The 12,654-nt window shown below is 67.3% G+C and carries 12 protein-coding genes; 9 read left to right on the top strand and 3 right to left on the bottom strand.

Annotated features, from left to right (window positions below; genetic code table 11):
* Positions 1 to 6 precede the first annotated feature (6 nt).
* The 3 genes from IEY91_RS40540 to IEY91_RS40530 all read left to right on the top strand — a co-directional run bounded on the left by IEY91_RS40540 (position 7) and on the right by IEY91_RS40530 (position 3,094).
* The gene (locus tag IEY91_RS40540; RefSeq protein ID WP_189177786.1) at positions 7 to 207 is read left to right on the top strand and encodes a hypothetical protein; all 201 of its coding nucleotides are present in this window, start codon (positions 7 to 9) and stop codon (positions 205 to 207) included.
* 157 nt (positions 208 to 364) lie between these two features.
* The gene (locus IEY91_RS40535; RefSeq protein ID WP_164316761.1) at positions 365 to 1,471 is read left to right on the top strand and encodes a fatty acid desaturase family protein; all 1,107 of its coding nucleotides are present in this window, start codon (positions 365 to 367) and stop codon (positions 1,469 to 1,471) included.
* A 195-nt stretch (positions 1,472 to 1,666) separates the two neighbouring features.
* Entirely contained in the window at positions 1,667 to 3,094 is a 1,428-nt protein-coding gene (locus tag IEY91_RS40530) for an MFS transporter (RefSeq protein WP_189177785.1), read from the top strand.
* A 151-nt stretch (positions 3,095 to 3,245) separates the two neighbouring features.
* On the opposite strand, the gene IEY91_RS40525 is transcribed toward IEY91_RS40530, so the two are convergent.
* Positions 3,246 to 3,521 carry an acyl carrier protein gene (locus tag IEY91_RS40525; protein ID WP_164316757.1) on the bottom strand — a complete coding sequence of 92 codons (276 nt, stop codon included), beginning with the start codon at positions 3,519 to 3,521 and terminating at the stop codon, positions 3,246 to 3,248.
* Positions 3,522 to 3,737: 216 nt separating this feature from the next.
* Here IEY91_RS40525 and IEY91_RS40520 point away from each other — a divergent pair, with 216 nt between their 5' ends.
* From IEY91_RS40520 to IEY91_RS40510, 3 genes are all read left to right on the top strand, one after another.
* A complete protein-coding gene (locus IEY91_RS40520) occupies positions 3,738 to 4,271 on the top strand; it encodes a flavin reductase family protein (protein WP_189177784.1) in 534 nt (177 codons plus the stop codon).
* Positions 4,272 to 4,390: 119 nt separating this feature from the next.
* A complete protein-coding gene (locus IEY91_RS40515; RefSeq protein WP_164316753.1) occupies positions 4,391 to 5,566 on the top strand; it encodes a cytochrome P450 in 1,176 nt (391 codons plus the stop codon).
* A gap of 192 nt (positions 5,567 to 5,758) precedes the next feature.
* Positions 5,759 to 6,964, top strand: a complete 1,206-nt coding sequence (locus tag IEY91_RS40510) for a cytochrome P450 family protein (protein ID WP_189177783.1) — start codon at positions 5,759 to 5,761, stop codon at positions 6,962 to 6,964.
* 236 nt (positions 6,965 to 7,200) lie between these two features.
* Here IEY91_RS40510 and IEY91_RS40505 read toward each other — a convergent pair whose 3' ends face one another.
* A complete protein-coding gene (locus IEY91_RS40505; protein WP_189177782.1) occupies positions 7,201 to 7,566 on the bottom strand; it encodes a twin-arginine translocation signal domain-containing protein in 366 nt (121 codons plus the stop codon).
* A 127-nt stretch (positions 7,567 to 7,693) separates the two neighbouring features.
* Positions 7,694 to 8,233 carry a TetR/AcrR family transcriptional regulator gene (locus tag IEY91_RS40500; RefSeq protein ID WP_189177781.1) on the bottom strand — a complete coding sequence of 180 codons (540 nt, stop codon included), beginning with the start codon at positions 8,231 to 8,233 and terminating at the stop codon, positions 7,694 to 7,696.
* Positions 8,234 to 8,309: 76 nt separating this feature from the next.
* Here IEY91_RS40500 and IEY91_RS40495 point away from each other — a divergent pair, with 76 nt between their 5' ends.
* The 3 genes from IEY91_RS40495 (at position 8,310) to IEY91_RS42750 (ending at position 12,175) form a co-directional block, all read left to right on the top strand.
* The gene (locus IEY91_RS40495; RefSeq protein WP_189177780.1) at positions 8,310 to 9,638 is read left to right on the top strand and encodes a flavin monoamine oxidase family protein; all 1,329 of its coding nucleotides are present in this window, start codon (positions 8,310 to 8,312) and stop codon (positions 9,636 to 9,638) included.
* A gap of 561 nt (positions 9,639 to 10,199) precedes the next feature.
* Positions 10,200 to 11,612 carry a hypothetical protein gene (locus tag IEY91_RS40490; RefSeq protein WP_189177779.1) on the top strand — a complete coding sequence of 471 codons (1,413 nt, stop codon included), beginning with the start codon at positions 10,200 to 10,202 and terminating at the stop codon, positions 11,610 to 11,612.
* A 53-nt stretch (positions 11,613 to 11,665) separates the two neighbouring features.
* Entirely contained in the window at positions 11,666 to 12,175 is a 510-nt protein-coding gene (locus IEY91_RS42750) for a DUF6228 family protein (protein WP_373288131.1), read from the top strand.
* The last annotated feature ends 479 nt before the right edge of the window (positions 12,176 to 12,654 follow it).

Here is a 12,654-nt window from a genome sequence, read left to right as displayed (position 1 = left end):
ACCCCCATGCCCACCGAACCCGCCGAGCACGGTGCCGCCGACATCACGGACACCGCAACCGATGCCCTGCAGCAGCAGCTGGTCGAATCCCTCATGGCCGTCATCGGCGCCCCCGACGACCACGATGTCGCACGCGCCGCCGACGGCGTCCTGCACACCCTTCAAACCCGCCTCACCCCCCAGCCGGTGGGGGAGCGGGCGGCGTGAACGGGCGGGCGGAGTGCCCCCACCGGGCCGCTCCCGCCCGCCCCCGCCGGTTTTCCAGGGCGCCATCAGCGCCTCATCAGCACGCTGCACAACGCTGAAGCGTGCTTCTCATCCGGCGCCCGGCGCCGGGATACGTCCTGCCCAAGGAGATCCTTCTATGCAGTCTCCGAACATCACCGAGACAAAGCCAGGCACGGTACGGCAGCTCGATCCCGGCCTCGCGGTCGCGACGGGGGAGCAGAGCAGCAAGGGTGCCTCCGCCAGCTTCGCCGAGCTGCTCAAGCGCGTGAAGGCCGAGGGCCTCCTCGACCTCGACACCCGCTACGACTACCGCCGCCTGGCCCTGAACATGACCCTCATCCTGGGCGGCCTGGCCGCGTTCTTCCTGATCGGCGAGTCCTGGTGGCAGATGCCGGTCGCGGTGTGGATGGGCCTGTGCGGGGTGCAGAGCGCCTACATGTGGCACGAGGTCGGCCACAAGGCGATGTTCCGTGACAAGCGCATCGGCACCCTCACCGCCTACTTCCACGCCAACTTCTTCAGCGGTGTCAGCTACGCCTGGTGGGTCAACCACCACAACCGCCACCACAGCCATCCCAACCACATCAGCCTGGACCCCGACATCGGCCGCCGTACCGCGATCTTCGACATCAAGCAGTACGCCGCCCGCACCCCCGTCCAGCGCTTCATCGTGCGCCACCAGCGGGTGCTCTTCTTCGTCCTGCTCGTCCTCGAGGGCTACAAGATGGAGAAGACCACCATCAAGGAGCTCGCCAAGTCCGGCGCCAAGCACCGCTATCTGGAGATCGGCCTGGTCGTCCTGCGCACCGCGATCTACCTGACGGCCGTCTTCACCGTCCTGACCCCCTTGCAGGCCATCGCCTTCATCGCGGTGCAGCACGCCGCGCTCGGCGTCTACTTCGGCCTGATGTTCGCCCCCAACCACAAGGGCATGGAGGTCCGCGACGGCGAGAAGGAGACCCTGGACTGGCTGGAGCGCCAGGTCCTGACCTCCCGCAACATCCGCCCCAACTGGTGGATCGACTTCCTGTACGGGGGCCTCAACTACCAGGTGGAACACCACCTGTTCCCGGCGATGCCCCAGCGCCACCTGGCCCGTGCCCGCGAACTGACCCGCGACTACTGCGCCGAGCGCAACATCCCCTACCTCGAGGTCGGCTTCTGGGAGTCCTACCGGCAGGTCGCCACGTTCCTGCACGAGGTCAGCGAGCCCACCCGCCAGAAGGAACACGCCCCCGCCTGACCCCCCCCCGCACCGCCCCACGTCCCCGCTTCCCCCCTGGGCAGGCCACCCCCCTCGCTGTCCCCGGCCCACACCCCCACACCCATCCCCATCTTCTGCATCCTCTGCTTCTTCGCCTCCGCCCCGGCCCACCGCCGGGGCGGAGGCGCACCTCATCCCGCTCGCACCCCACCCCTGCCAGGAGCTCTGAACCCCATGTCCCAGCCGACGGCGCTGCGGGAAAAACCCGCGGCGGCGCCCACACCCACCATCGGCGAGCGCATCGACAAGATGCCGATCACCCCGACCCACCGCAGACTCACCGCCGTGGTCGGCGTGGGCCTGCTCTTCGACACCTTCGAGAACAACCTCGCCGGCACCATCTCCAAAGTCCTGCAAGAGGACTTCGCCTTCAACGGCACCACCCTCAAACTCGTCCTCGCCTCGGCCTTCATCGGCCAGTTCTTCGGCTCCGTCATCCTCGGGCGCGTCGCCGACCGCTACGGCAGGCGCCGCGCCTTCCTCATCAACCTCGCCCTGTACTCGGGCTTCTCCCTGCTGGGCGCGTTCTCCCCGAACGCCGCGTGGCTGATCGTGACCCGTTTCTTCGCGGGCGTGGGCATCGGAGCCGAACAGTCCCTCTCCGACTGCTACCTGGCCGACGTACTGCCCGCCAAACAGCGCGGCCGCTACACCGCCTGGGCCTACACCCTGGCCTTCTGCGGGGTGCCCGCGGTCGGCTTCGCCGCACTGTGGCTGGTGCCGCTCAGCCCGCTGGGCATCGACGGCTGGCGCTGGCTGTTCGTCCTCGGCGCGCTCGGCTCGGCCGTCGTATGGGTGCTGCGCCGCAACCTCATCGAATCCCCGCGCTGGCTGGCCGCCAACGGCCACGAACAGCAGGCACACGAACTGGTCGCCCGGATGGAGGCCGAGGTCCCCACCGCCGAGCACCCCCAGCCCCGGCTTCAGGCCGAGGCTGGGCAGCCCGCCCCCACCCACGTAGAGGCACCCGCCCCCACGTCCGTGAAGGCTCCCGCCCCGGCGGCGCGTCTGCGCGAGGTGTTCCGCGCCCGCTACCGCCGCCGCACCACCATGCTCTGGCTTTTCTGCACCCTCTCGGTGGTGGGCTACTACGGCTTCGGCGCGCTGGCCCCGCAGATCCTGGCCGCCAAGGGGTACGACGTGGTGACCAGCATCGGCTTCACCGCGGTCTCCTTCGTCGGCTACCCCATCGGCGCCCTGCTCTCCGTACCGGTCATGGACCGCATGGAACGCAAACGCCTGGTCGCCCTGTCGGCCGCGGCGATGGCCCTGTCGGGCCTGGGCTTCGCCTACGCGACGTCGCCGACGCTCATCATGGCGCTGGGCATCGCCTACACGTTGGTGAGCAACATCTTCTCCACCGCCAGCCACGTCTACCTGGCCGAGCAGTACCCCACCCTGATCCGCGCCCAGGCCACCGGCCTTGCCTACTCCCTGTCCAAACTCAGCGCCGCGGCCCTGCCCTTCGCCCTGCTGCCGGTCCTGGACACCTACGGTCCTGGCCCCATGTTCGGCGTCATCGCCGCCGCGATGGGCACCCTGGTGGCGGTGGTCCTGCTCCTGGGCCCGCGCACCACCGGCGTCGCCGTCGACCACGACTGACACCGCCCCCGGCACGGGCAGGCGCGCCCCCGCACGCAGCGGCAGCCCGCCCCCGCAGCACACAGCCGGCGGGGCCGGATCCCCCCGAATAGGGATCCGGCCCCGCCCCCTCACGGCCGGCCATCCATCAGGCCCGGCCGGACGTCCCGGCTCAGCTGTGGACGACCTCTTTCTGCTCCGCGGCCAGGAAGGCGGCCATCAGAGAGAGCGTCGAGTACTCCAGGGCGACGCCCGGGTCGAGGACGAGACCGAACTCCTCCTCGATGTCGCCGAACAGGCCAAGGGCCGCCACCGAGTCGAGGCCGTACTCGACGTAGGGGACGTCGGGATTGATCTGCGAAACGGGCAGGGACACCTGAGCGCCCAGCCTCTCCGTGAGCCAGCCGAGAATCTCGCTCTCGGACATGACCGGCTCCCTGTCTGCCATGAGCAACTCCTTACGTGTCCTGACGTGGTCCGCAGGCAACTGCCTACGCCCATTGCCTGCCACCCCATCCTGCCCCCGGTCACTCAACCCCCACTTGACCGGGCGCGCCCCCGACAGCCCGGCCCCTTGAGGGCTTGAGCGGGTCTTGAGTGGTTCTTGGCATCGTCTCCAGCAACCCCGCCCCCGCCCCGCTGCCCGCCCGATGAAGGAGCACCCATGACCCCTGTTCAGGAGCAGACCCAGCCCGCGGTGGCCGACGCCCAGACGTTCAAGGACGCGATGGCCCTGCTGGCCGCCCCCGTATCGGTGGTGACCGCCCTCGACGAGGGAGGCCGGCGCTGGGGATTCACCGCCAGCTCGGTGACCTCCGTCTCCCTGGACCCGCCGCTGCTGATGGTCGGCATCGCCCTGACCTCCAGCTGCCACCGGGCCATGACCGGGGCCGGCGAGTTCGTCATCAACCTCCTGGGCGCACACCACCGCCCCATCGCCCAGCGCTTCGCCACCCGCGGCGTCGACCGCTTCGCCCCCGGCGACTTCGCCGCCTGGGAAGACACCACGGCCCTGCCTCATCTCCCCGACGCCAAGGTCCTCCTGCGCTGCACCACCCGGGACGTGATCCGCGCCGGCGACCACGACCTGCTGCTCGCCACCCCCCACCAGATCCGCATCCGCGACCACGCCACCCCGCCCCTGCTGTGGTACCAGCGCGGCTTCCACACCCCCGCCCCCGCCCAGCCCGCAGCCTGAGGCCAACACCGCGCCTCACGGTCCGTCAGGAAGCAGTCAGCAGCACGTCAACGCGGCGCCCTACGGTCGGCTGTCGACCGGCTACCCCCGACCGGCAACGCATCCAAGGACGTGTGACCATGGCGAATCCCGCCTACCCCATGACCCGCCAGTGCCCGATGTCCCCACCCCCCACCTACGCCGAACTGCGCGAACAGGGACCGGCGAAGGTGGACCTGCCCGACGGCGGCTGGGCCTGGCTGCTCACCAGCTACGACGACGTCCGCCAGGCCATGAACGACCCGCGCTTCAGCTCCGACGACGAAAAGATGGGCCGCGCGCGCACCGAACTGCCCCCCAACGAGAACCTGAACTCCTTCTGGCGCATGGACGAGCCCGAGCACGGCCGCCAGCGGCACATGATGATGACGGAGTTCACCGCCAAACGCATCAAGGAATGGCGCCCGCGCATCCAGAAACTCGTCGACGAACTCCTGGACCGCCTCGAAACCCTCCCGCGCCCCCTGGACCTGTACTCCGAATTCGCCCTGGCCCTGCCCACCCAGGTCATCGCCCAGCTCCTGGGCGTGCCCCAGCAGGACTACCGCACCTTCGCCGAGCAGAGCCGCACCATCCTGAGCCTGGACAAGCCCGAGGAGTCCTGGGCCGCCTACTACGAGATGAACGCCTACCTCAACCGCCTCATCGCCAGCCGCGAACGCGAGCCCCAGGACGACCTGATCAGCCGCCTGATCACCGACCGCGTCCAGAGCGGCGAACTGTCCCGCGAAGACCTCCTGCCCATGGTCCGCTTCATCCTCGTCTCCGGCTACGAGACCACCACCAGCCAGATCGCGCTCAGCGCCCTGACCCTGATGACCAACCCCGAGGTCCGCGCCCAGCTCATTGAGGACCCCGAGCGCATCACCGCCTTCGTCGAGGAGTCCCTGCGCTTCTGGTCGGTCTCCCAGGACAACGTCCTGCGCGTCGTCGATCAGGACATGACCTTCTCCGGCACGGCCATGACCGCCGGCGAACTGGTGATCCTGGCCGTCCCCGCCGCCAACCACGACGCCAAGGCCTTCCCCGACCCCGAGCGCTTCGACCTGGAGCGCGGCGACAACCGCCACGTCGCCTTCGGCTTCGGCACCCACCTGTGCGCCGGCGCCTCCCTGGCCCGCCGCGAGGTCGAAATAGCCATCACCTCCCTGTTGTCCCGCCTCCCCGACATCCGCCTGGTCGGCAAGATCGACGACCTGACCTTCCGCCAGAAGAGCCTGGTGTACGGCCTGGAGCGCCTCCCGGTCACCTGGTAGCGGCAACACACAGGCCCCCGCCCCCGGCACCCCGGGTGGGGGCCTTCGCCCGCGGCCGCAGCCCCATGAACCGGGCTCCGGCACCCCGGCCGGACCGGCTCCGGCATCCGGCCGCGAGCCAGCCCACCCGCCCGGCCGGCGCCCGAGACAACCACAGAAGACAACTACGCAAACCGAAAAAGGGGAGACTCCTTGCCCGCCCCAGGCCCCACCGATCTGCTGCAGCTCAGCCCCGACTTCGCCCGCGACCCCCACCCCGCCTACGCGCGACTGCGCGCACTCGGCCCGGTCCACCACGTACGCACCCCGCAGGGCGATCACGTCTACCTCGTGCTCGGACACGAAGCCTGCCGCGCCGCGTTCACCGACACGCGCCTGAGCCGCGACTGGCGCCACGCGGGCGACATGCGCCAGATCATCAACACCGCCCCCGACGACCCGGGCCTGGCCCACATGTCGATGTCCGACCCGCCGGACCACACCCGCCTGCGACGCCTGGTGGCAGCCGAGTTCACCCCACGCCGCATCCAGGCCCTGGCCCCGCGCGTCCAGCAGATCACCGACACCCTCATCGAGAACATGACGGCAGCCGGCAACCGCAGCGCCGACCTGGTGAGCGCCCTCGCCTTCCCGCTGGCGATGACCGTCATCTGCGAACTCCTGGGCGTACCCGAACTGGACCGGGACACCTTCCGCCGCTTCTCCAACGAGATGATGTCCCCCACCAGCCCGCAGTCCCAGGCCGACGCGTACGCCGAACAGGCCGCCTACCTGCCCCGCCTCATCGACGCCAAACGCGCCGAACCCGGCCCGGACCTGCTCAGCGCACTGATCCACACCGCCGGCGAGGACGGCGACCGCCTCTCCGGCGACGAACTCATCGGCATGTGCGGCCTGCTGCTGATCGCCGGCCACGAGACCACGGTCAACCTGATAGCCAACGGCATCCGCGCACTGCTCAACCACCCCGACCAACTCGCCCTCCTCCAGGCCGACATGGACCTGATCGACGGCGCCATCGAGGAGATGCTGCGCTACGACGGCCCGGTGGAGTCCTCCCTGGAACGCCGGGCCGTCACCGACATCGAGATGGGCGGCGTACTGATCCCGGCCGGATCCACGGTACGCATCGTCCTGGCCGACGCCGGCCGCGACGCCGCACGCTTCGATGCCCCCGACCGCTTCGACATCCGCCGCGACGCCCGCGCCCACATCGCCTTCGGCCACGGCCCGCACTACTGCCTGGGCGCACCCCTGGCCCGCCTCGAGGCCCGCACCGCCCTGCGCACCCTCCTGGAGCGCTGCCCCCACCTCACCGCCGACACCGACCTGACCACCCTCACCCCGGTACCCGGCATGCTCATCAGAGGCATACGAGAACTCCCCGTCCGCTGGTGAACCACCGCACCGCACAAGGCTTCCTGGGCCCGGGACACCGACGGCCCGGATGAACACGCCGTCTACGCGCTGCTGCCGGCTCTCCAGCGCTCGAAGGCGGGACGCCATCCACCAGCAGGACGCCGACGTCCCGCCATCAGCAGGCCCAGCCCACGCCCGACCGCCCCATCGTGGCCAACCACGACTCCCCGGCAGCGGCAAGGGCGGCCGGTCCGGGTCCTGGACCTCGCCTCGCGTCAGTTCAACGGCGCCTTCGGCGGCGTCCCATAGAACGTGATCCGCGGCCACCCCCGCTTGGCAGCAAGGTCATTGAGCGCCTCCGCGATATCCGCAGGCGAGATCTCCTGCTGCCCGGAAGTCTCCTCGTGCCGGACACTGAACGTCAGCGACACCTCCGCATAGCCCGAACCGTGCTGGACCCGCCCGCTGAACTGAGTCCCCGGCTCGAACGCCACCGCCGCCGCCCGGCCGCCCTCGCCCGCCTGAGCACCCTGCACGCCCTTGCCGTCCTCCGCCTGCGCCGGCCCCGCAGAGGCAAGCACCGCACCCGCCGCCGCCGAACCCGAGTAACCCAGCACCGACCGCCTGGAAACTCCGGACATGTTGGCCCTCCCCAAAGACACAGGGCCTCCCCCCTGGAGACCCGCAGTGATCATAAAAGCCGAAACAGCCCCAGAGAGCGGAACGAGATCACCCACTTCGTCCCGCACCAGCCCACCGGGCAGAGCCCTAGAGACCCAGCGGCGCCAGCACCGCATCCACCACCCGCAACCGCCGCCCGGACGGCCACTCCTCAGGCGCCTCCAAACCGGCCAGCACCAGCCCGTCGACCAGCACATCCACGACATCCGCATCACCGGGACTGCCGACCAGACGCCGCACCACCGCATCCCACCACCCGTTGAACACCTCGAGCTCACCGCGCACCACCGGCTCGGTCCGCGCCCCCAGCACAATCGCCAGCCAGACCCGCTGCGCCTCGTCACCAGCACCCAGCACCGCCCACTCCACCAGCGCGCGCAACGGCCGCTCACTGCCGGCGAGCAACTCGGTGACCTGGGCCTGCCGGGCCTCGACCTCATGGCGCACGGCAATCCGGATCAACTCGTCCCGGCCACTGACGTAGTGCGTGACCTGCGAGGTGGAAGCACCCACCGCCGCGGCCACAGCACGGATCGTCGCCTCACGGAAACCGCGCTCGGCAGCGATCCTCAAGACCGCGGCACCGATGTCGCGACGACGGGCAGCATGGTCGACCTGACGGGGCACCCGACCACTCTTGCACGCCCCGCACACGTCATGCAACGCTCGTTGTAAAACACCCGATGCAAAACGGGGAGCCACCATGCACGACGTCATCGTGGTCGGCGCCGGCTACGCAGGACTCTGCGCCGCGCGCCGACTCCGCACAGCCGGACTCGACATCCTCGTACTCGAAGCAAGCAACCGAGTCGGCGGCCGAACCCACACCTCACACGTAGCCGGAAACTGGGCCATCGACCTCGGCGGCCAATGGATCGCCCCCACCCACACCCACTTCACCGCACTCGCAAACACATACGGCGCAACAACCTTCACCAGCCACGAACAAGGCGACAACCTCCTCCTGACCAACACCTCACGCCACCGCTACACCGGACAACTCCCGCCCCTGCCCCCACACATCACCGCACTACTGGCCGCCGCACTCTGGAAACTGGACCGCCTCACCACCCGCACACTCACCACCACCCAGGCACAACACCTCGACTCAACCACCGTCGCCACCTGGCTGCGCCGCCGACTGCCCACACCGCACGCCCGCCGCATCGCCGAAACAGTCCTGGGCGGAGAACTGTCCGTCGACGTGGCAAGCGTGTCCATGCTCGCCCTCATCACCGCCATCCGCAGCACCGGCGGAATCAGAGGCGGCATAGAAGCAGAAACCACCGGCCACCTCTTCACCCACGGCGCAGACGGCCCCGCCCAGTCCATCGCCGCCGAACTCGGCGACGCCATCCGGCTGAACACACCCGTCACATCCATCCACCACACCAAAGACGACGTCCTCGTCGACGGCTTACGGGCCAAGCGCGTGATCGTCACCATCCCACCGCCCCTGGCCGGCCGCATCCACTACGACCCACCCATGCCCGCCGCCCGCGACCAACTGACCCAACGCATGCCCATGGGCTCAGCCCTCAAGACCTTCGCCGTGTACGACACCCCCTTCTGGCGAACAGACGGACTCTCAGGCCTCACCCTCGACCTCGACGGTCCCACCACCTTCGACGTCACCCGCCCAAAAGGACCGGGCCTGCTGTGCACCCTCATCACGGGCCGTGCCGCCCAGCAAATGACAGAACTGACAACAGAAGAACGCAAAGCAAAAACAATCCGATCCCTCATACGCGGATACGGACCACACGCAGCCCACCCCACCGACTGGCGAGAGAAAAACTGGACCGAAGACCCGTACTGCCGCGGCGGATACAGCGCCTACTACCCACCAGGAGTCCTCACCAGCATCGGCCCGGCACTGCGCACCCCCATAGGACGAATCCACTGGGCCGGCAGCGAAACCGCCACCCAATGGGCCGGCTACATCGAAGGCGCAATCCGCTCAGGCGAACGAGCCGCCGACGAAGCCCTCCACACCGAGCCAAAGTTCAAGAAACGGGAAATTCCGGACTGACTGGTCTCGACTACAGCCTCCAGCTCGGCCTCCACGATGGGTAGCACCACCCTGTGCCGACATAACCGCTGCCAGGAGCACGCGATCGGGCGGCGCAGTCCTACACCGCTGCGCGCAAGGGCCGAGCCCGTGCAGACGACACCCTGCGGTGTTCAACCAGAGCTGTGCCGCAGTTGAACATGCCGTGAGGACCGGCCGGAAACCAGGACTTCCTCTCACAAACCGCCCGACAGAGGTTGCCGGAAGAGGCATTTCCGCTCCGCATATGTGACCTGCGAACAATCCGCAACAGTGAGACGGCCCTTCGGGCAGGCCAAGTTGATCTCGTTGACACATCGCGACGAAACATGGAAGGTTAACGGGCATCCCCTGTTCGTGACGCCTTTTCCGGAGAAACGGCAATCCTTGGGCATTCTCGCGGAGATCTTTTCGGAGGAGCCGCTCATGGCAGTGGTATGTGCGCAGGGACAGAAAAAGGGGGGGAGAGACCGTCGTCGACAGGTGCAACGCACCCGGAGTTCGGGCTGTTCAGTTCCCTGTACTTGAAAAGAGAACCCTTCCATGACGCAGCCCTCGAACGCCTCATGCGTCCCCCGGTCCGTCCTTGGTGCGGAATACTTGAGGCATTTGGCCCGGCATGGCGCCGATCCCTTGGAGCTGACCCGGCATGTCTTCGCCGATGACCTGGTCACGGTGGACCATCAAGGCCGATTCCTCCCTTCGCCGGTATTCATCTCGGCTGTCGAGCGCCGTGCCCTTGCAACCGACCTGAGATTGGTCCACGGGCTTCTGACTCAGCTTCCCGAGCGACTCTTCGGCGGTGACACCACTGCTCTGGCACGGAGTGTCGGCATGACCGAGACCCAGGCTGCTGTGGTGAGGCGGGCAGCGAAGGCGGGGCCGCCCCTACTCCCGCTCGCACATGCTGATCTGTACCGCGACACCGACGGCTTCAAGCTCCTCGAACTCAACATCACCAGTGCCCTCGGCGGCTTCGAGAACGCAGACATCAACTGGGCCATGCTTCAGCACCCAGCACTGGCCGAATTCACTGCGGAGCATCGTCTCGGATACATCGACACGCTGCGCGGCATCGTGGACACCATGTTCGCCGAGTGTGCGGCGCACCTTAACGGTGACCATCGGCCTGTGGTCGCCCTGGTCGACTGGCCCGAGAGCTTTGAGTCGCACGAGCCCCGACTGAAGGTCATGGCAGCACTGCTCGACGACTTGGGGATAGACGCGATTCCATGCCACGTCGGTCAGGTGCGCGAAGAAGATGATGGACGTCTTGAAGTGGACGGCCGAGCTATCGATGTGGTGTACCGCTTTTTCCTCGTCCAAGAGATCGTCTCTGCCGTTGACGGCGAACTCGTCGAACCGATCCTGCGCGCAGTCGAAAGTGGCCAGGTCGGAATGTTTAGCCGACTCGACGCTGAACTGTATGGCAATAAGGGCACGTTGGCCATACTCTCCGACAATCGGCATCGGTCCGCATTCTCCGCGGCGGAGTTGGAATGCATCGACCGATTCCTGCCCTGGACGCGGCAAGTCAGACGTACTGCGACCGACGCAAGTGGTCAGGAAACCGACCTCATGACATACGCCGTAGCCCAACAGCAGGAGTTGATACTCAAACCGACGCTCCTGCACGGCGGCAGTGGCATCGTTCCCGGCTGGACGGCGACCCCAGAGGAGTGGAGGGAGAGCCTCGCGGCCGCGATGGACGGACCCTATGTGGTCCAACAGCGGATCCGACCGTTGCCCGAAGTGTTTCCTGCCGATGAGGGGACTGGTTTCCAGGAACTCTTCCTCAACTGGGGTGTCTTCCTTGCCGACCCCGAGGTCACAGGAGAGGACGGCTACAACGGGTGCCTGGTGCGGGGAAGCATGGATCCCGATGCCGGCGCCGCCATCATGGCGGGCGGTGCCCGAGTTGCGTGCACCTTCCACGAAATCAGCGATTCGGCCTGACAACTCAGCCCATCACAGATGGGCGCCGTACACCACAAGAATCGCAATCGTCGATGGCCATTCTTCCGGAAGGTCCGCTCGTCACATCTTTGCGGAACCGCGGCAGCGTCCGTTGTGAGCGTGAAGTTCCGCGACGGCTTAGCATCGAGGAAGGCTCCACGCACTACACCGTCGATCTACGCGCCCCTGACTTGATTGCCGACACCAACGAGATATGGCCTGGACCCGGGGAAACGGTCTCACCTAGTTCCTGGAAGCTCTGGCTTCGAACCACCAAGGGGTGGGACAGCGAACGGACCGGGGAGACCAACGACAGGGACCTCTCGATGTCAGCCGTCTTCCGGTCGGGCGGCTACGTTGGGCTGACATGGACGCTGTGCCCCTGGCCGAGAGTCACCGGCTGCCTGGGACTGCCTCAGGTGGCCACCAGGCTGGAGGCCGGCCAGCAGTTGGCCTCCGCCTTGCGGCTGACGCCCGCCGCTTCTTCGGAGCGGAGTGGCCATCACGCTCACCGCGCCACAGCTTGGACGCCGCCTTATCTCATCCACGGGCAGCTCAACTGAGTGATCCGCACGAGACGTTCCCCCGGCATCGTGGCCTGCTTTGCTCCGCATTCGGGTGTGCTTCAGGGGTGGAGACCCTTCGGGTTTCCTAGCCACGTGTTGTGACAGCAGCATCGATTTAGGTGACTGGATTCGTTCAACACCCTAGTCAGGCAGGGGGCTTGTATACGGATATCGATCATGAAACGTTAAAGGTTGTGAAATGGGTGAGCGGGTAACGGGAAGGAGGTTATCGAGTTTGGCATCTCTTGAAACGAGAGGCCGTTCTGACGGTATATCGGATCTCATGAGTTGAAATTCTCTGCGTCAAAAGTTTTCTCGTATCGACAATATTTAAAGGTTCTGACAAGCCGTCAGAACCTTTAGGAGAAGCGAGAGCCCAGACGGTGCCGACCCCTTAGCCAGCCCTAGGAATTCGCGGAGCGAATTCCTATCAGGCCGAATCGCGGAGCGAATTCGGCCGCCGGGCAACGGAGTTG

Origin of the sequence: Streptomyces lasiicapitis (assembly GCF_014646335.1) — a bacterium.
Lineage (GTDB): Bacteria > Actinomycetota > Actinomycetes > Streptomycetales > Streptomycetaceae > Streptomyces > Streptomyces lasiicapitis.
This window is presented reverse-complemented; position numbering and strand designations above follow the sequence as displayed.

Excerpts from the sequence above, each read along its gene's own strand:
- IEY91_RS40540 (WP_189177786.1), top strand. The coding sequence starts at position 7 with ATGCCCACCGAACCCGCCGAGCACGGTGCCGCCGACATCACGGACACC.
- IEY91_RS40495 (WP_189177780.1), top strand. The coding sequence starts at position 8,310 with ATGCACGACGTCATCGTGGTCGGCGCCGGCTACGCAGGACTCTGCGCC.
- IEY91_RS40530 (WP_189177785.1), top strand. The coding sequence starts at position 1,667 with ATGTCCCAGCCGACGGCGCTGCGGGAAAAACCCGCGGCGGCGCCCACA.
- IEY91_RS40520 (WP_189177784.1), top strand. The coding sequence starts at position 3,738 with ATGACCCCTGTTCAGGAGCAGACCCAGCCCGCGGTGGCCGACGCCCAG.
- IEY91_RS40515 (WP_164316753.1), top strand. The coding sequence starts at position 4,391 with ATGGCGAATCCCGCCTACCCCATGACCCGCCAGTGCCCGATGTCCCCA.
- IEY91_RS40535 (WP_164316761.1), top strand. The coding sequence starts at position 365 with ATGCAGTCTCCGAACATCACCGAGACAAAGCCAGGCACGGTACGGCAG.
- IEY91_RS42750 (WP_373288131.1), top strand. The coding sequence starts at position 11,666 with ATGGCCATTCTTCCGGAAGGTCCGCTCGTCACATCTTTGCGGAACCGC.
- IEY91_RS40525 (WP_164316757.1), bottom strand. The coding sequence starts at position 3,521 with ATGGCAGACAGGGAGCCGGTCATGTCCGAGAGCGAGATTCTCGGCTGG.
- IEY91_RS40490 (WP_189177779.1), top strand. The coding sequence starts at position 10,200 with ATGACGCAGCCCTCGAACGCCTCATGCGTCCCCCGGTCCGTCCTTGGT.
- IEY91_RS40505 (WP_189177782.1), bottom strand. The coding sequence starts at position 7,566 with ATGTCCGGAGTTTCCAGGCGGTCGGTGCTGGGTTACTCGGGTTCGGCG.